This is a genomic window from Aphanothece hegewaldii CCALA 016, from assembly GCF_003007785.1.
Classification (GTDB): Bacteria; Cyanobacteriota; Cyanobacteriia; order Cyanobacteriales; family Microcystaceae; genus Chroococcus; species Chroococcus hegewaldii.
Genome location: NZ_PXOH01000001.1, coordinates 232,380 through 251,047, shown reverse-complemented (window position 1 = coordinate 251,047; position 18,668 = coordinate 232,380). Strand labels below are relative to the sequence as shown.

14 protein-coding genes are annotated in these 18,668 nt (G+C 36.3%); 7 read left to right on the top strand and 7 right to left on the bottom strand.

Annotated features, from left to right (window positions below; genetic code table 11):
- Nucleotides 1–34: 34 nt before the first annotated feature.
- Nucleotides 35–1,444, top strand: coding sequence for an O-antigen ligase family protein (locus C7H19_RS01165; RefSeq protein ID WP_106455050.1), 1,410 nt, complete (start codon nucleotides 35–37; stop codon nucleotides 1,442–1,444).
- On the opposite strand, the gene C7H19_RS01160 is transcribed toward C7H19_RS01165, so the two are convergent.
- On the bottom strand, nucleotides 1,441–3,084 hold the full coding sequence (locus tag C7H19_RS01160) for a cyclic peptide export ABC transporter (RefSeq protein WP_106455049.1): 1,644 nt from the start codon (nucleotides 3,082–3,084) through the stop codon (nucleotides 1,441–1,443). The genes C7H19_RS01165 and C7H19_RS01160 overlap by 4 nt on opposite strands.
- Nucleotides 3,085–3,234: 150 nt before the next feature.
- On the opposite strand from C7H19_RS01160, the gene C7H19_RS01155 reads away from it, so the two are divergent.
- From C7H19_RS01155 to C7H19_RS01140, 4 genes are all read left to right on the top strand, one after another.
- Nucleotides 3,235–4,212 carry a glycosyltransferase family 2 protein gene (locus tag C7H19_RS01155; protein WP_106455048.1) on the top strand — a complete coding sequence of 326 codons (978 nt, stop codon included), beginning with the start codon at nucleotides 3,235–3,237 and terminating at the stop codon, nucleotides 4,210–4,212.
- A gap of 72 nt (nucleotides 4,213–4,284) precedes the next feature.
- Entirely contained in the window at nucleotides 4,285–5,007 is a 723-nt protein-coding gene (gene rph, locus C7H19_RS01150) for a ribonuclease PH (RefSeq protein WP_106455047.1), read from the top strand.
- Nucleotides 5,008–5,011: 4 nt separating this feature from the next.
- Complete coding sequence (locus C7H19_RS01145) at nucleotides 5,012–5,908, top strand: hypothetical protein (RefSeq protein WP_106455046.1); 897 nt, start codon at nucleotides 5,012–5,014, stop codon at nucleotides 5,906–5,908.
- 211 nt (nucleotides 5,909–6,119) lie between these two features.
- On the top strand, nucleotides 6,120–8,459 hold the full coding sequence (locus C7H19_RS01140; protein WP_106455045.1) for an HD family phosphohydrolase: 2,340 nt from the start codon (nucleotides 6,120–6,122) through the stop codon (nucleotides 8,457–8,459).
- A gap of 13 nt (nucleotides 8,460–8,472) precedes the next feature.
- On the opposite strand, the gene C7H19_RS01135 is transcribed toward C7H19_RS01140, so the two are convergent.
- The 5 genes from C7H19_RS01135 to C7H19_RS01115 all read right to left on the bottom strand — a co-directional run bounded on the left by C7H19_RS01135 (nucleotide 8,473) and on the right by C7H19_RS01115 (nucleotide 12,828).
- The gene (locus tag C7H19_RS01135; protein WP_106455044.1) at nucleotides 8,473–9,027 is read right to left on the bottom strand and encodes a DUF4340 domain-containing protein; all 555 of its coding nucleotides are present in this window, start codon (nucleotides 9,025–9,027) and stop codon (nucleotides 8,473–8,475) included.
- A gap of 3 nt (nucleotides 9,028–9,030) precedes the next feature.
- A complete protein-coding gene (locus C7H19_RS01130; RefSeq protein WP_106455043.1) occupies nucleotides 9,031–10,566 on the bottom strand; it encodes a GldG family protein in 1,536 nt (511 codons plus the stop codon).
- A complete protein-coding gene (locus C7H19_RS01125) occupies nucleotides 10,567–11,400 on the bottom strand; it encodes an ABC transporter permease (RefSeq protein WP_106455042.1) in 834 nt (277 codons plus the stop codon). It lies immediately after the preceding gene.
- Nucleotides 11,401–11,405: 5 nt separating this feature from the next.
- On the bottom strand, nucleotides 11,406–12,350 hold the full coding sequence (locus C7H19_RS01120; protein ID WP_106455041.1) for an ABC transporter ATP-binding protein: 945 nt from the start codon (nucleotides 12,348–12,350) through the stop codon (nucleotides 11,406–11,408).
- Nucleotides 12,351–12,411: 61 nt separating this feature from the next.
- Entirely contained in the window at nucleotides 12,412–12,828 is a 417-nt protein-coding gene (locus C7H19_RS01115) for a hypothetical protein (RefSeq protein WP_106455040.1), read from the bottom strand.
- A gap of 74 nt (nucleotides 12,829–12,902) precedes the next feature.
- Here C7H19_RS01115 and petN point away from each other — a divergent pair, with 74 nt between their 5' ends.
- Nucleotides 12,903–12,992 (top strand): cytochrome b6-f complex subunit PetN, encoded by a 90-nt coding sequence (petN, locus tag C7H19_RS01110; protein ID WP_106455039.1) that lies wholly within the window; start codon nucleotides 12,903–12,905, stop codon nucleotides 12,990–12,992.
- 2 nt (nucleotides 12,993–12,994) lie between these two features.
- Nucleotides 12,995–13,138, top strand: coding sequence for a hypothetical protein (locus C7H19_RS25465; protein ID WP_181280496.1), 144 nt, complete (start codon nucleotides 12,995–12,997; stop codon nucleotides 13,136–13,138).
- Between the two features lie 69 nt (nucleotides 13,139–13,207).
- Here the strand turns inward: C7H19_RS25465 and C7H19_RS01105 are convergent, their stop codons facing one another.
- Entirely contained in the window at nucleotides 13,208–18,493 is a 5,286-nt protein-coding gene (locus C7H19_RS01105; protein WP_106455038.1) for a CARDB domain-containing protein, read from the bottom strand.
- Nucleotides 18,494–18,668: the final 175 nt, after the last annotated feature.

Sequence of the window (18,668 nt, the reverse complement as noted above, 5' to 3'; positions counted from 1 at the left end):
TTTAATTAATTTGTAAATCCTCATTGAACGCCTTATGACACCACAAGCCCTATTTGTTATTATAGCTTGGTTGCCTCTAACCTTCTTGTTGTTTATCTATTTTCCACCACGAACAGCTATTATCACAAGTTTTGTGGCGGGGCTTCTTTTTCAACCTCAAGGGGCTGGTTTTCCTCTTCCTTTGATTCCCAACTATGAAGGAATGGTCGCCACCTGTTATGGCATTCTTTTAGGCATTCTTTTTTTTGATTTTAAACGTTTGGCATATTTTAAACCGAGTTTGCTAGATTTGCCAATGTTGATTTGGTGTATTTGTCCTATATTTTCTTCTGTAGTGAATGATTTAGGTTTTTATGATGGAATAAATAACAGTTTAACTCAGAGTGCTAAATGGGGCTTACCATATATTTTGGGGCGTTTATATTTAAATAATTTGGCTGGACTCAAAGAATTAGCTTTAACCATTCTTAAAGGTGGTTTAATTTATGCACTTCTTTGTCTGTACGAAATTCGTATGAGTCCTCAGTTACATTACAACATTTATGGTTATTATGGTCATATTTCAGGCGTGACACAGGCATTTAGAGGAGGTTCTTGGCGGCCCATCGTTTTCATGAGTCATGGTTTAGTTTTGGCGATGTGGATGATGATGGTTACTTTAATAGCACTTTGGTTGTGGCAGTCAAAAACAGTAACTCAAATTTGGGGTCTCAAAATTCAATGGTTAGTTGCGTTCCTTGTGGTCACTTTTTTCTTAATTAAATCAACGGGAACTTATGTCTATTTTTTGGTGGCAGTGGCAATCGCTGTTTCTGCGAAATGGTTGCGTAATACTATAATTTTGTTAGTTCTTATTTTATCGATTATTTACTATCTATTTTTAAACGTAACTGATAATTTTGACGGAACAACTTTAATTAATTGGTCAGCACAAAACTTTTCTTCTGAGCGAGCGCAATCATTAGAATTTAGATTAGATAATGAAGTCAAACTGCGAGCCAAAGCACAAGAGCGGCCGTTTTTTGGTTGGGGAGGATGGGGACGTAATCGGGTTTATGAAGAAGAATGGGACGGTACAATAAAAGATACTTCGACTACAGATAGTTATTGGATTATTGCTTATGGTACTAATGGTTTAGTCGGATTAATTAGTTTTGTGTTATGTTTATTGCTTCCTGTTATATGTTTTGCCTGGTGGCGATATCCTGTAAAAACTTGGTTTCATCCACAAGTTGCCCCATCTGCGGTGCTTGCAGTTTCTTTAGCTTTGTTTATGGTTGATTCTTTAGTTAATGTAACTTATAATCCAGCTTTTCCTCTAATTAGCGGTGGTTTGACGGGATTAGTAATAAACAAACCTGAGCAACTTAAATCACTTAGGAAAAAAATTTCTAAGAGGAAAACAATTTCTAAAACTTTAGCTATGCCTCATACTAAAAATTAAGCTTTAGCTATTTTATTAACTATTTGTTGATCCGATTCGATTTGACCAGAATTTAATTTAATAATTCGATCTGCTACCGAAAAATAATGATCATCATGAGTAATTGCTAAAATCAGTTTTCCTTGGGCTTTGAGTTGGGGTAAAAATTCTGTATAAAAAATATTTTTAAAGCTTGGATCTTGATCGGCTGCCCACTCATCAAATAAATAAATAGGTCGATCTTCTAAATAAGCTGTCAATAAAGCTAATCTTTTACGCTGACCTTGAGAAAGAGAAGTTGTAGAAAATCGTCCTTGATTAATTGTAATTTTATGCTCCAATTTTAGCAATTTTAGATAATATTGTGTTTGTTCATTAAGCTTTTCTGCATCTAAACCTAAAAGTCTATTAAATAAATAAAAATCTGAAAAAATAACCGAAAAATGTTGACGATACCACTCTCTTTGAGAAGCATCAATTATTATTTTATCTAACCAAATTTCTCCACATTCTGGAGTATAAAGTCCTGTAATTAATTTAGCTAATGTTGATTTTCCACTTCCATTACCACCGATGATAAAGACGATTTCTCCAGGTTTAAACTCTAAATTAATCGGACCTAAAGTAAAATGAATATCTTCTATTTCACCTAGATAGATATGAGTAACGTTTTGAAGTTTTAGCTGTTGCCAAGAAAGATGATAATTTTGAGTAGGCTTTAGTTGTTCTGCATGACTTGATAAAGATAAACCGAGCATTTTAAGTTTTTGTAGAGCGACATCTGCTTTAGTAATAATTGGGAGTTTATTAACAATATTTTCAAAAGGCCCAAGAAGATAAGTATAGGTTAATACATAACTTGAAAGAGCAAGAGGCGAAAGAACAATAAACTTAGGAATAATAAATAAAACTAAACCAATGGCGAAGAAAAAAACGAATTTACCCACACTATCAGTAAAAGCTAATAAACTTAAACCTTCAGTGCTATGATGACGAAAACGAGAAGCATTAATTTGTAAATCTTCTTGTAAAAAATCTTGGCGTTTTTGCTCATGTAGTTTTAATTCTTTAATTCCTTCAGTGAGTGTTCTAAAATCTTGAAATAGGTAATCTCGGTCTTCTCTAGCTAAAGTCAGCAGTTTTCGTCCTCGTCTAAGGAGAAATCTAAAAGCAAAAATCGTTAAAAAAGATAGACTAGAAACAATTAAAAAAACTTGCCAAGATAGCCAGGCAATATAAGCAAAACATCCCGTAATAATGGCTAAATTAATACATAAAAAGGGTAAAATGTAAACAGCATCGGCGATCGCTTGAATATCATCAGTCAAAGCAGCTAGTAACTGAGATGATCCCGTTTTCTCTAGATAAGTTAATTCTGACGCGAGAATTTGACGGCTGAGATTCATTTGGAGTTGAAACACCGCTTCTTGTGAGAGTTTAATCAAAATCACTCGAACTAACCAACTCGTCAATAAAGCCGACAAAGCCAAACCCGCAAAGCCTAAAATTAGAGAGAGTGGCAGATTTTTTGAAAAATGAGCAACCGCATAGCTAATTAAAGCAATCAAACCCGCGCTACTGCTACCACTTAAAAAACCGATCGCTAAAGCAGCAATCATCAACTGAAAAGAAGAACGAAATAGAAATTTAATTAAATTCATCGAGTTGAGTTAATTTATAAATAAAAATTATAGTAATGGAAGGACATCCGCAATATTAAGAAAATCCTTTTGATTGTACATCTTGCTTTGAACCTAAATCGGTAAGATAAATATGATGATTAACTGAAGACGAAAAATCAAGTTAGAGATATGACAACAGCATCAGCACAACAATTACCCAATTTTTCAATGGTGTTGGAGACAGAAAACCTAGAAACGGCTGATCTTGAGGGAATATTCCGATCTCTGGCTTCTCTAGAACAGCAAAAGATTTCACCCCTTCAAGCGAATGAGGTATGGTTGATCGAAAGTGGTGATCTACCTCCCGACTTACTCAAACAACTCCTAAATAAATTTCCTTGGATTCAAACTTATACTGCACCATCAGAAATTACTTATTATGAAGCCAAGATGCTAGGAGCTAAATTAGCGACAGGAGAAATTATCGTCTATTTTGACTCGGATTGTATTTACCAAGCCAATTGGTTAAAAAATATCTTAACTCCTTTTGTCCAAAATCCAGATATACAAATTGTTGCGGGTGAGACAACAACGAGAGGCGAGGGTTTTTATGGTACGGCAATGACGTTAATCTATATATTTCCTCCTTTTTCTAGTCAAACCGAAATCACGCAAACCCCGCAATATTTTCTTAATAACGTAGCTTTTCGGCGAGAATTACTGCTCAATAACCCTATTCCTATTGATATCGAACTCTATCGCGGCAATTGTGTCATTCATGCTCAATCTTTACGTTCATTGGGTTATAGCATTTGGAAACAACCCCAAGCAAAAGCCACCCACGCGCCCCCAGAAAGTCTTTCTCACTTTTTCTGGCGGTTTCTGTTGATTGGTTATGATTATTATTGGCAAAAGCAGGTACTCTCACAAGATAAGTTTCAAAAAACGATCGATGATACTGTTTTTGGTTCATCAGGAAAGTTAGAGGCATTTTCCCAAAGAATTAAAGCCATTCTCAGCAAAAAAAGTCATATCCTCAATTTACCCTTAGCCATCCCGATCATGTTAACTGCTTTAATGCTGATTTTTGTCGGTTACTTGATTACTTTGGTCAATCCTAACTATTTATTGCACTTTTATAACCAAACGCAGAAAAACGATTCTTAGCACAAAAATTTTTATCTACGATCGAAAAGAGTACAATTGCAAGGTGATATTGAACCTTATAACCATTAAACAATGTCTTGGATTCGTCCTGATGCTCGTCAACCGAGTCAACTTCGTCCCCTACACTTTGAAACAGACTATACTAAATTTTCCACGAGTTCTGTTTTAACCTGCTGTGGTGATACAAAAGTACTGTGTAATGTAACCATACAACCAGGTGTACCGCGCTTTCTCCTTAATAGTGGGAAAGGATGGCTAACCGCAGAATACCGAATGCTACCAGGGGCGACGCAAGAACGTCAAGCTAGGGAGTTTATGAAATTATCGGGCAGAACGCAAGAAATTCAACGGCTGATCGGTCGTAGTTTACGTGCTACGTTAGATTTTGAGAAATTAGGTGAAAAAACCATCCTTATTGATGCAGATGTCCTTCAAGCCGACGCAGGAACCCGTACAACGGCGATTACGGGAGGATATGTAGCCTTAGCTTTAGCCATCCAAAAAATGCTTTCTGTTGGGGAACTAAAAACATCGCCTTTAAAATGTGCTGTCGCGGCGGTTTCTGTGGGTTTAATTGAAGGAGAAACTTTTTTAGATTTGAATTACACTGAAGATGTTGCCGCCGAAGTCGATTTTAATGTCGTGATGACGGATAATTTAGAATTAATTGAAGTTCAAGGAACAGCCGAGTCGGGAACTTATAACCGAAATCAACTTAATCAAATTTTAGATCTTGCTCAAATTGGCATTCAAGAATTATTAGCCGCACAACAAACCGTTTTATCTAAGAGTTGACAAAATGCAGTTTTTACCCGTCTATCGTTGGCAAGGGGGTTTACTCGGTTCTTGTGTCGGTGAATGGCTACCACAATTTAACACAGATACTCAAACCGTTATTCCTTATCTGCAAATTGGACAACATCTCATTAATGATTTTATTGAGAAACGTCAGCTATCTGAGCAAGATTGGCTAAATATTTATCAGCAATATTCCAAGGAATTGAAAAACTGTCGCAGTGGTGAATTAATCTTATCTCTTCTTCCTTTATTTTTGTTTTATCATGACAGTAGATGGGAATTGGAACAACAGCTTTATTTAGTTGAAACCCTTTGGCAGCAACCAGCCCAAACGATTAATGATGTACTGGTTTGGGGCTATTTATGTTCTTTAATATTAAGAGAAGAACTACAACCGCAACAGTGGTTAGATGATTTGATTCAAGTTGCCCACAGTCGGCAAACTTCTTTAAAAGAATTGTTAGAATTAGTGAAGCGGCTTTTAGATGATGCTGTTCCTCTCCATCAAGGGATTAAACAAATTACTCTCAAAGAAACTCCTTTTCAAGTAGCGATCGCTTTTTCGGTGTATTGTTTCGGTAGTACACCAAATGATGTGGGTTTAAGTATCACCAGAGCGAGTCAAATTAAAAAACAAAACTCACTTACGATCGCGCTGACTGGTTTTTTAGTTGGACTGTACAATAGTATTAGTGGTTTCCCTTTAGCATGGCGTAAGAAGAGTCAAAATGAGCCATTGACTCAATTGCTCAACCAACAAGTAATACAAATGTTCGGTCTTTGGTCGGGTGTCTATGAAATCAATTCTAATACCCCCCCCTCAACATTTACCCTCGCTGCATCAGGTGTCATCCAAAGACGTACCTCTTTAAACTTAGTTTCCCAAGACAATAATTAAAGATTAGTATTCCTGATTAAAGAAATAATCTATGTTTTGGGTATGGTATCTATAAGATAACTTTTAAGTTATAGTAAAGGATCATCAGTCTTTTAATAATTTTTTAATGTTAAAAAGACAAACCTGTATTAATTTTCAAGGATTTTGAGGAGTATCAATGTCAAAACCATTATTTGAAATAATTCATAAACGGTTTGGTTAAAACTTAAATATGAAAGTTTCTTCTTACTTCTACGTTCAACCCAAAAATCGCCCCTTATCCCTTTCTCTGCCTTCTTTAGACCAACTGAAAAAGCCTTTCGTTTTTCTTTTAATACTTTTGTGTTTAACCAGTGTTTTTGGCTATCGTTTTTATAATTTGCCCCAATTATCCGTAAATACCATATCACCCTATACAATCACAGCACCGAAAGATGGAGCTTTTGAAGATACTAAAACAACTGAGGAAAAACGTCAACAAGCCAGGGTTGGAGTTACGCCTATTCTCAAGCGCAATGAAGACTTAACACTTGGCATAAAATTCAACTTAAGTCAAACCATAGAAAGCATAGAACAACTCAGAAAAATAACGAAAAACTTTCCTTTTATTTCCGTTAATATCATTTCTTTAGAAAGTCAATATTATTTAATTTCCTGTTCACCGCAAGAATGGCAAGAAATCACAAATCAAACAACACAATTTTATAATTCATCGGCTTCATGGACTTTTCGACAAGCCATTATTGAGTTAGAAAACTATCGAAAAAGAACAACAGATCAAGAATTTCAAATACTGATTGAGAAAATTAACCGCATTCGTCATCAATATCAGCAAGCTTGGCAACAAATACAAACAATTTCCCCAGAATTATTAAATGAACCGAGTAAGCTAACATTACTTCAAACCAATGAGCAAAATTGGCAAGATTTTAAACAAAAAATATCAGCAACACTTGAACGAATCTTAATGCAAGGTTTGTTAGCTGGGCTTCCTTCAGATTATTTACAACAAACAATTACCATTCATTTAAAAGATTCTATTTCTCCTCAGTATCAAAACATTGCTCAAGAATTATTATTCGCAATTCTCACAGAACAATATAACTTAGAAGAAGATAAAGAAGCCACCCAACAAAGAGCCGCGCAAGCAGTTTTAGCCGTCAAACCAGAAATGGTAGCAATTAAACAGGGTGAATTGATTGTACAAGCAGGAGAAAAAATTACTCAAAAAGATTTTGTACTTTTAGATAATTTTAAACTGAGTCGTCGGGGCATTAATTGGGAAGGACTGGGAATATCTAGTATTTTGGTAATGAGTGCCATTAGCTTTTTGTATTTCGTCGAAAAACGCGTCCATCGTCCGATGCGCCAGCGAGATCAATTATTATTATCTTTATTAAGTATTTCTACTCCTTTATTAGCCTTAGCCAATATCCCTTACACAAACCTCGCGGCTATTGGTTTACTGAGTAGTAGTTTTTATGGATCTGCGATCGCAATCACACAAGTTCTTCTCATCAGTAGCTTAACTCATTTTGTCCAGAATACAATCAGTTGGCCACTCATTGCGGGAACCATTGGCGGTCTAGTAGCGGCTGCATGGGCAGGAAAATTGCGCTCACGGGATGAATTAGCCTTATTAGGTGCAGGGGTTGGACTCGCACAAGGCACAGCTTATTTAATCATTTATTTAATAGCTAGTGCTACGGCGGGAACGATCTGGCACACAGTTTTACCCCATGCCATTACTCAAGGTTTAGCGGGGTTAGCATGGTGTATTTTTGCGATCGGAATTTCGCCTTATCTAGAGCGTTTTTTTGATGTCGTCACTCCCATTCGCTTAGTGGAACTCGCTAACCCAAATCGTCCTCTTTTAAAGCGTTTAGTCACCGAAGCCCCAGGAACCTTTCAACATACCTTATTTGTGGCTTGTTTAGCGGAAGCAGCAGCCAGAAAACTACACTGTAATGTCGAATTGATCCGCACTGGAACGCTCTATCATGATATTGGCAAAATGCACGACCCTAAAGGATTTATTGAAAATCAGATGGGGGGATTGAACAAACACGATGTTATTAATGATCCTTGGCTGAGTGCAGAAATTATTAAAAAACACGTCAGCGAAGGGTTAATAATGGCACGGAAATACGGGCTACCCAAAGTGGTTAGAGATTTCATTCCCGAACATCAAGGAACTTTACCCATTTCTTATTTTTATCAGCAAGCGCTACAACAAGCTAAAACCACCGGGGGGCGTTTTGTCGATGAAAAAGATTTTCGTTATGATGGGCAAATTCCTCAATCGAGAGAAACGGGAATTGTTATGTTAGCCGATAGCTGCGAGGCGGCTTTGCGATCGCTTAAAAATGCCACACCAGAACAAGCAAAAGATATGATCAATAAAATTTTTGCGGCACGTTGGCGAGAAAATCAATTAAAAGATAGTGGTTTACGTCGAGATGAACTGACAATTATTGCTGAAGTTTTTATTCAAGTTTGGCAACAATATAATCATCAACGCATTGCCTATCCTAAAACCGTTTTAGATCCTCAATGTGCCGAAAAGCATTAATGAAATACACTCGCTACGGTTCTTGTTTCCATTCTGATAACTCTCTCTCTAAAGCAAACTGAAAACTTTTATCGACCAAACTTATTTGTACAACTTCGCTATTAATGGGATCAATTTGAGCATAGAGAAATTTATCTTCAAAATCGGTTTTCCCTAAAATGAGTTGATGAGTTTTTTGATTCTTCAGGGTAATAGTAATGATAGCTTGTGGAATGTCTAAACCATATTCCTTTTTTTGTTCAACAGGAATAGTAAATGTTTTTTCACTTTTTCCATTAATTAACAAATCAACCAAAAATGAAACCGTTGCGTTACTTGCTAGAGTTTGTTCGGGTTGTTTCATTCGCCAAGGAGTGACTTGATTATTAGTTGCTTCAAATTGTAGAGTAGTTTTTGGTGTTTTAATCAATATATCTTGAATATCTTCTCGCACAAAATTAAATAATTTTTGCTGTTTATTGGTTAATTCTTGTTGTTGAGTTGTTTCTTGTGTCGTCGTAAAATAGACAACCCCACCTAAAAGAAAAGTCGAAACTAATAAAATCCAAGTTGTTTGACGTAACTTCATAAATTATCGTCTTCTCCACCAAGTCACAACAGCTAAGATAAAACTGAGTAATGGTAAAACTATAATTGATAAACCAAAGATTAAATTTGCATTTAGAGGAGATAAATTAATTCTTCTGTTTTGTGGTTCTTTAGCGCGAATAGATAAAGTCGGTTTATCTCGATTTGATAACCATTCTACCGAATTGAGAAAAATATCACCATTTAACTGTTGTTCAAACCAACCATCGGTAATAAAAGTTGAATTCCCAATGACTACTAATTTAGATTTTTTTGAATCTATATTGCGGGTTAAAGCTACACCTAAATCAAAAGGTCCGGCTAAATCTTTTGTTGGATCGAAACTGATTTCGGCTGAATCTAAATCGCTTTCCGCCCACATTTTATCATTAGTAATTAATAAAGAAACTGCTTCCACTTCTTTAGTTTTTACTGTAGCAATCGGACGCGAAAAAGGATAAATTGAAATATTATTGCCGAACTCTTGAGTAATGGGATGATTGCCATATTGGGTAATTAATGGAGTAGCTGGCCCCAAATTAAGCATATTTCCTGAACCCGAACCATCGAGAATTACTCTTTGATCGAGTTGAATTCCCCAAGTTTTGAGTAAAGGTTCTAAACCTAAGTCTATATCAGGATCTAATAATAATAATATACTCCCTCCCTGTTCGGAAAATTTCGTGAGGGCTGCCACTTCTTGCGGAAATAATTTACGTTTTGCACCAGCTAAAATAATTAAATCGGCATTAGTTGGAATTGCTGTCTTTTCTGCTAAGTTTAATGGAATAACTTGATAACCTCTTTGTTCTAAATTATTAACCGCTTGTAAGATACTTCCTTCACCTGTTTTTAACGGATGTTCGCCATGTCCTTGTAAAAAATATACGGTTTGAATCCGATTATTTTTAATCGTTTCGATAGCGTTTGTTAATTTAATTTCTGATAAAGATTCAGTTTGATCTAATAAATTAATGGCTTGTTTTTTGTCTCCATATTGAAGATAAACTCTCGATAAATTTCCTTGACTAATTTTTTTAAATTCTTGAACTAATCCAGGTTGGCGATCTGGATCAATTACTTCATAGCTAAAATTATTACTTTTTCTTTTATAATTTTCTAAAACTTCTCGTTCTATTGGATTATTTTGCTCTCGCTCAAAAAGCCAAACTTTAACAGGTTGCTGAAGATTTTGTAAAACTTTTTCGGTTTGTGGAGATAAGGAATAAAGTTGATTTTCAGTTAAGTCTACTCGATAGGGAAAACGAATTAATAAAAAATTAATTAATCCTAATATAACAATAACAGATAGAGTGGCAATAAGAGTATCGGTTCCTGCTTGTGTAGAACGACGTTGCCAAAAACCTGAAAAATAATTATTTGATATAATCCATACAATTAAAGTAATTAATCCGAGAATAATTAATCCAATTGATAAGGGATTTGATACACCAGAAATAAAACCAGATACTATTCCCGCAGAGAGTAAGAATAAACTAGGAATAAATAGATATTTAATAACCGTCTTGAAATTCATCATTTATTTTTGCTGAAATCTTAATGCTTCGATAGATTGGGCTGTTAAAAATATTCCTAAAATAATATAACTTAAAAAAAGTCCGATACTACTACTATCAAAAACACCTTTAATAAAATTATTATAAGGCTCAAACCAAGATAAATGTGATAAACCTTCTTTAAGAAAAAATCCGATTCTTTCTGCGCTATCTCCGCCAATTCTATCTCTAAAAAAACGTTCAGCACTGTCACCTATTAAATCAAGTAACCAAATTGCTAAAACTAAAATAAATGTAATAATATAAGCCAAGATTGAACTATCAGTTAGAGATGAGATAAACATTCCTATCGATAGAATTGCTGCGGCTAATAATATAATACCGATGTGGGCTAATAAAATTGCTTTGATTTGTATCGGCGGACTAGCGGCACTATAGATAATTATTTCATAAATCCAAAAGGGAATAATCATTACTGTAAAAAATGTGATAACTCCTAACAGTTTTCCGACAGCAACACCCCAATTAGTTAACGGAGAAGTTGCTAAAAGTTCTAGAGTTCCTAATTTTCGTTCTTCGGCATAAAGTCCCATAGAAAGCGCAGGTAAAATGACCAAAAGCAAGGAAAAAACAATAACACCCCAAAAACTATTTAAAAATTCGTAAGCAATATCTCTGGATAACATTACTCCTGATTGTTCTTGATAAGCCACATCAAGAATAATACTAAATAAAAGTGAATTAAAGAAAAAACCAGCAATTAACCAAAAAATACCCATAATAATATAAGTAATGGGTGAGCTAAAATAACTCAAGAATTCTTTTCTAAAGATGGCTAAAATATTATAAAGAAACATAAATTTTACTTGACTTCTCCAGTACCAACAACTTCTAAAAAAATGTCTTCTAAGGTCGGACGATCGCGGCGCATTTCCAGCAGCCCTAATCCAGAATTGACAATGATTGCTGCAATATCTTTACCAATTTCTTGATTGGGTTGAGCGAGAATTGAAATAGCCGAATGATAATTATTTTCAATAGGATTTACTTGAAGCTCGATCACTTCTGGAATATTTTTTAGTAAAGGGATAATGGGTGTAATATCGCCTTCTACTTCAATTTTATAACTAGATTTTAGGGGACTATCTTGAGTTGGATTAGCCGGAATATCTGTTTTAACGACTTTTCCGCGATTAATAATGGTTGCCCGATCGCAAGTCATACTCACTTCTGGCAAAATATGGGTAGACAAGATAACGGTGTGTTGTCCTGCAAGACTTTTAATAAGATTACGGACTTCGATAATTTGTTTGGGGTCAAGTCCGACAGTTGGCTCGTCTAGAATAATGACTGGGGGATCATGAACGATCGCTTGTGCTATTCCCACTCGTTGTTTATAGCCTTTAGAAAGCTTCCGAATCAAGACGCTTCGTTTTTCGGTTAACTGACAACGTTCAATAGCTGAATTGACTTTTATTATACGATCGCCTGCGGCAATTCCTTTAATTTGGGCGACAAAATTGATGAAACTTTCTACCGTCATATCGGGATAAAGTGGCGGATTTTCTGGTAAATAGCCAATTCGCTGACGCACCTGCATTGACTGTTCATGTACATCATAGCCCGCAATTCTCGCGGTTCCTGTGGATGATGGAATATAACCCGCTAAAATCCGCATTGTTGTTGTTTTCCCGGCACCATTTGGCCCCAAAAAACCGAGAATTTCTCCGCTATTAACCGAAAAATCCACATCTTGGATCGCTACTGTTGAACCATAAATTTTACTGAGGTGTTCAACTTCAATCATAATAATTCATTTATAATAAAATAGATTTTACGATCGCTTTTTGTGATCTGACTGTTCTAGTCTAAGGTTTGAGCCAGCCATAAAAAAAGGCGATATCTAAACACCAACGAGCAACAGCGAAACATAATAAACTTTCGCCTAGAAAAAAGCATAAAGCTATAATCTGCTCGTTAGCTCCGTCAGTTGTTTCTAAAGGTACTAATCCTCGTACTAATCCAAAAGCGAAAACGGCTCCATCTTTAAGGTGAGGATTTTCTTGATTTTGTACAATATAGCGATAGGTGACACCGAACAGAAAGCCACTCAAAGCAGCGATGCTAACTTGTGTCCACCCCATAGCGTTAAACTCTGTGAGAAAATTAAGTTGAATTAGTAGAGTAATGAGATAGGTTAAGGTGAAAGCGATCGCAGCTAAACAACCAATTTTCAGGGATTCGATGCGTTCTGTTATTGTCAAAGTGGTGTTATTGTTATCCATTTATCACGACCAAATTTGAAGTATCATAATTTTTATAGTCATTTTAGAAAGAAACGTTTGTCACATAAAAGCTTATGGATATTTTGACATTAGGTTGGGTCGCACTTCTCGCTTTATTTACTTGGTCTATTTCAATGGTCATTTGGGGTCGTAACGGTTTTTAGCAGTGGAATCAATTTCTTTACCAAATATATTATTTTTCTCGGCTCTGGCTCTACTTATTATAGTCAGTGGCGGTGTGTTCTATCTAACGGTTATAGAATGGCGCGATCGTCGTCTCCAAGATCAAGACAAAAAAGCAAGAAAATAAAAAAAACGGGTGTACTTTTTTTAGTACACCTTTTTTTCTTTGTCTAAAATAAAGATTAGTTTTTTTGTACTAAGCTAGTAACTGTCCAGTCAAATAGTCAACCAGTGATAAAGTATTTGTTCCTTCGTAATAAGCAGTGGGATTGGTAGAATCAGAAACCGGAACACTTTCGGCGGCGATCGTAGTTGTAATCGCTGTTTTCGTTAGAATCTCGCGTACTTTTGCGTCAGTAAGAGTCGGATTCGCGCTCAACATCAAAGCTACAACACCCGCAACATGGGGAGTTGCCATCGAAGTACCATACATACCGCCATATTTATTACCAGGTAAAGTCGAATTTGTCAAGCCCGGTGCAGTCACATAAGCAAGTTGAGCATTTGTCCCCGCCTTATTAGAATAGCTTGTTGTATTGCCATTATTATCACACGCACCAACGGCGATACCCGTAGTGGTTGCTAAACTAGCAGGTTGAATCGGCGTAGCAGCACCATCATTTCCAGACGCACTAACTACAATTACCCCACGCTCACTAGCATATTGCAGCATTTCTTTAAGCCGCCCATCTTGATCCGTTGTACCACCGCCCAAGCTCATATTAATCACCCGCGCACCGTTATCTACTGCATAACGAATCGCATTATTAATATTGCCCCATTGATCACCACCTCCTAAAACTTTTAGAGGCATTATTTTTGCGCCGTAAGCAACACCGGTATAACCGATACTATTGCGAGAAGATGCCACAATTCCTGCTACGTGCGTACCATGTCCATTGGGATCTGTTGGAGCATTATCATTTTCAACAAAATCCCAACCTCTGACATCATCAATATAGCCATTTCCATCATCATCAATGCCATTACCCGCGATCTCATTAGGGTTAGACCAAATATTACTGACTAAATCAGGATGGGTATAGTCAACACCTGTATCTAGTATTGCTACCGTAATCCCTTGCCCCGTATAGCCTTGCCCCCAAACTTCAGGAGCTTTGATCACATCAAGACCCGCATTAGATTGAGTATTAGATACATCAGCGAAGGTGGTAGCACCTAACGCGCTACTAACGGCGGCGGCGGCATTCACCACACCATATCCTTTAGCACTCGTAAAGCTTGTTGTACCCGAATTAGAAATCGTTACTGGAACTGAAAAAGAGTTATTAGCTTCGTCACTTTCAAGGCAAGCGACTAAACCCGCATCCGCTTTAAAGATTAAATAATAAGGAGTGTTTCCGACAGGTAAGCCGCTAGGATTGATGTATAAGCTCGCTGACTCATTACGGGTTTGATTCAATGTAAGGGAACGAACTTGATGAGTACCAATCAGAATATCGTTAGTACTCCAAACCGCATCAGTCGAAAGATAGAAATTAGTTTGACTTCTTTGGACTACACCACCAGTATTAGAAATGGTATAAGGAACAGTAATTAAAGAACCTGTATTCAAGGTTTGATTGCTGACATTATTTGCATTTGCAATGGAGAGATCTGGGCGTAACAACGGATTAATCGTAACCGTTACCGAACGTGTGTTATTTGCCTCATTGCTTTCTGATGTCCCATTATAGGGGTCGACCATTGCAATTAAATTATAAGTTCCAGCATTAACTTTAGTCGGGTCTAGATACAGACTACGCTCTCTTGAAATTGGAACATTAGAAGGAGTAGCGCTCGACACCATGTGATAACCTAGGGCAACGTCAGAGCTATCAATCACATTATCCGTCGATAAGTAAAAAGTCATGTGGCTATAACTGACATTAGCAACATCAATGTTACGGATTGTGTAGGAAACATTAAGGTAACTTCCGACCGCAGCGTTACTTTGAATCGCAAACTTTTCAACCGTAAAATCGGGTTGTGGTGGAAGAATAAAGTTAAAAGCAAGACTGGTGACGTTATTGGTCTCATTTCCTTCAGCCACCGTATTCGTACTATCGGCTATGGCAAAAAGATTGTAGGTTCCAGGGGTTAGATCATTATAAATTACCAAATAATCATTGTTTTCAACACGAGTAGCACCAGGGGCTAGAGCGGCATCAACTGTACTACTTGTTAACAATGTGGGATTAATATCATCGGCATTTCCTAAAATGGAATCTTTTGATACAACGTATTTAGTTAAAGAGGTTCCAGCTAGGACGTTTCCTTGATTTCTTAGGGTATAAGTTGGTACAAATCCATAACCTTTTGTCACTTTATTTCCAGTACCGACGGAAACATTGGAAATTGTTAGATCTGAACTAAGTTGTAGAGTTTGCGAAACAAGATTATTTGTTTCATTACTTTCTACGATCGCTCCGTTGCTATCCGCTTGAGCCAAAATGTAATAAGTTCCTGCATTAAGATTATTGGCAAGTGTAAAAGCTGCCGTTTCTACACTTGATGCTTGTGAGTTAAGTGCTGCCACAGCATCGCTCCCTAAGAGGGTATCGGTTGCTTCTAAAGTGTTATTAGTTGATAAATAGAATTTAGTGGTACTCGCTCCTACTCCAAGATTGCCTTGATTTTTAATGGTATAAGAAACGGATAAATTCAAGCCATTGGCAGTGACGGATAAAGGATTGATGAATAAATCGGCGATCGGTGGTTCGGTAATTTCAATTGGAGAAGCACTTAAATTATTGTTTTCGTTGCTTTCATTTACAACAGTTTCACTATCAGCCATTGCTAAGAGATAATAGTTTCCTGCATTAATATTGTTGCCAATTGTTAATAGTTGATCTTCTGGGCTTTGTGAATTACTGCTCAAAGCTCCTACAGCATCATTTCCCAAATAAACGTCATTGTTATCAAGGATGGTATTAGTCGATAGATAAAATTTAGTGGTACTCGCTCCGGCTGCTGCGTTTCCTTGATTTCGCATATTATAAGCAACAACAAAACTATCACCTTTTGCTACAGATGGAGCGCTAATTAAATCGTTGATCACTAAATCAGGTTTGGGAGGTTCTGTGATCACCAGCATTTGAGCAATAAAATTATTGTTTTCATTGCTCTCAGTTACGACGGCTTCACTATCTGCGTGCGCCAAGACATAATAAGTCCCTGTATTGATATTATTGAGATTTAGGGTAACATCTTTGGTTGTTGTAGCAGAAGCAGCCAGTGTCGCCAGATTATCGCTTCCTAATAGTACATCACTGCCATCAAAGATTGCATCACTTGAAAGATAGAATTTAGTTAAACTCGCATTGGCATTAGCATTTCCTTGATTGCGAATGGTATAAGAAACGGATAGATTACTATTTTGAGTGATAGTATTGGGAATGATTAAATCATCAAACAACAAATCGGGTTTGGGAGCTTCAGAAATCTGTATCGTTTGATACACGATGTTATTATCTTCGTCACTTTCATCTATAACACCTTCACCATCAGCTTGAGCTAACAGATAATATGTTCCGCTATTTAAGTTATTACTAATGGATAAAGTAACCGCTTCGGTACTTGTTGTAGAACTAGGGAGATTTGCTACTGCATCATTTCCAAGGGAAAGATCATTATTATCAAGAGTTGTATCTGTCGATAGATAAAATTGAGTTGTGCTGAAGAGCGCTTCTACATTACCTTGATTTTCAATGGTGTAGGATAAATTAAGATTGCTACCTATGTTGGCAACGATTGGGTCAGCTAGTGGAGCGATAATTAAATCAGGTTTAGTAACACTACTAATGGCGATCGTTTGAGATTTTAGATTATTGTTTTCATTGCTTTCTGCAAGAGCATTTGTCGCATCAGCGATCGCCAAAATGTAATAATTTCCATTTTCTACGCTAGTATTGAGGACAAAAGAGTCTGTTTTGTTAAGTGTTGCTCCGACTTCTAAAGCAGAAACGTCATTCGCTCCTAAATAGCTATCACTATTATCGAAGGTTCCATCACTCGAAAGATAATACTTTGTTACACTAGCTCCGGCGGTCGCTTGTCCTTTATTTGTAATGGTATAGTTAACTTGTACTGTATCCCCTACCGTAGCCCCATTCGGCGCATTTAGAGAAAAATTCAGGATTTCAAGATCGGGTTTTTTTGTAACTTCGATCGTTTCTAGTGTAGAGAATAAATTATTCGTTTCGTTGCTCTCAACAATCATATTACCAGTATCAACTCTCGTGAGTAGATAATAATTTCCATTCGGTACAGAAGTATTAATTGTGAAGCTTCTTGTTGTAGAAATAGATCCACCGGCGGCTATTGTTGGAACATTATTTCCCCCAATGAAAATATCGGTACTATCATAAGTTGTATTGGTGGACAGAAAAAATCGAATGAGACTCGATCCACTAGGACTTGTCCCTATATTTTGAACCGTATAGGGAATATTTAAGATATCACCTGCTGCAACTGAACTAGGAATATTTGAAGTACTTGCAATTAAATCGGGAAGTCCTTGAACTGATAGTGTTTTAGCTGTTATATTATTAGCTTCATTAGATTCTATTGTGGTATTATTTGCATCAACTTGAGTCAAGAAATAATAAGTACCAGATGAAAGCGTATTATTTAAAGTCAAAGATTTGGAGCGAGCGATCGTCGTTCCTGGTGCCATAGATGCAACAGTGTCATTTCCTAAATTAAGATCACTACTATCTAAAACCTGATCAAAAGAAAGATAGAATTTAGTTAAACTAACTTGAGACCAAGCATTTCCTTGATTTTTTACTGTATAGTCAAAATTAACAGCTTGACCCGCAATTAATGAACTCGGTACTGTTATAGATGATGCTTCAACGACTAAATCGGGTTGAATTAAGTTTAGTGATTTAGATAAAGTATTATTTTCGTTACTTTCTATAACTGTATTTGTTTGATCTGCTACTGCTAGAAAATAATAGGAACCAGCCGTTAAACTACTATTAATCGTAACTGAGTCACTAATGGTTTGTGATGCGCCAGGCTCTAAAAATGTAGCTTGCTCATCTCCTAATTCTATATCGCTACTATCAAATAATTTATTGCTTGAAAGATAATATTTAGTTTGACTAGAATTAGCTCGCGCATTTCCATTATTTGTAAGAGTATAGCTCAATTGAACTGTATTACCAACTCGGATGGATGATGGCAATGTTATTCCACTAACGACTAAATCGGGTTGCTCTACGACTAAAGGTTGTATTGCATTTAAACCAGTTAGTAAATCGGTCTGCTCTTGATTCGCTTGTAGAGAATTAAAAGAATTGATCTTATCTATCTCTAAAACATTTTGCTCTAAATAATTTTTTTTAAAATAATCTAATTCATAACCCGATGAAAGACTTAGCTCAGGCTTTAAACTCAAGGGGTTTAAATCAACTACATCAATAAATGTAGATTGACCTAAATAATTTTCTATAAAACTAATATCACCATTCATAACAACTAAACTCCACCCAATTTATGCTCTTCTTCAACTGGTATAACCAAGAGAAAAGCAATAAGCCAGAGTAAAAACACGGAAATTTAGAGGATTGAATTGATTATAGTATCTAGATATTTATCTAAAAATCTAGCTAACATAAAATTGCACAAAATGTTCAAATAAAAAATAA

Coding starts and splice junctions, on each gene's coding strand:
- C7H19_RS01165 (WP_106455050.1), top strand. CDS start 35: ATGACACCACAAGCCCTATTTGTTATTATAGCTTGGTTGCCTCTAACC.
- C7H19_RS01160 (WP_106455049.1), bottom strand. CDS start 3,084: ATGAATTTAATTAAATTTCTATTTCGTTCTTCTTTTCAGTTGATGATT.
- C7H19_RS01155 (WP_106455048.1), top strand. CDS start 3,235: ATGACAACAGCATCAGCACAACAATTACCCAATTTTTCAATGGTGTTG.
- rph (WP_106455047.1), top strand. CDS start 4,285: ATGTCTTGGATTCGTCCTGATGCTCGTCAACCGAGTCAACTTCGTCCC.
- C7H19_RS01145 (WP_106455046.1), top strand. CDS start 5,012: ATGCAGTTTTTACCCGTCTATCGTTGGCAAGGGGGTTTACTCGGTTCT.
- C7H19_RS01140 (WP_106455045.1), top strand. CDS start 6,120: ATGAAAGTTTCTTCTTACTTCTACGTTCAACCCAAAAATCGCCCCTTA.
- C7H19_RS01135 (WP_106455044.1), bottom strand. CDS start 9,027: ATGAAGTTACGTCAAACAACTTGGATTTTATTAGTTTCGACTTTTCTT.
- C7H19_RS01130 (WP_106455043.1), bottom strand. CDS start 10,566: ATGATGAATTTCAAGACGGTTATTAAATATCTATTTATTCCTAGTTTA.
- C7H19_RS01125 (WP_106455042.1), bottom strand. CDS start 11,400: ATGTTTCTTTATAATATTTTAGCCATCTTTAGAAAAGAATTCTTGAGT.
- C7H19_RS01120 (WP_106455041.1), bottom strand. CDS start 12,350: ATGATTGAAGTTGAACACCTCAGTAAAATTTATGGTTCAACAGTAGCG.
- C7H19_RS01115 (WP_106455040.1), bottom strand. CDS start 12,828: ATGGATAACAATAACACCACTTTGACAATAACAGAACGCATCGAATCC.
- petN (WP_106455039.1), top strand. CDS start 12,903: ATGGATATTTTGACATTAGGTTGGGTCGCACTTCTCGCTTTATTTACT.
- C7H19_RS01105 (WP_106455038.1), bottom strand. CDS start 18,493: ATGAATGGTGATATTAGTTTTATAGAAAATTATTTAGGTCAATCTACA.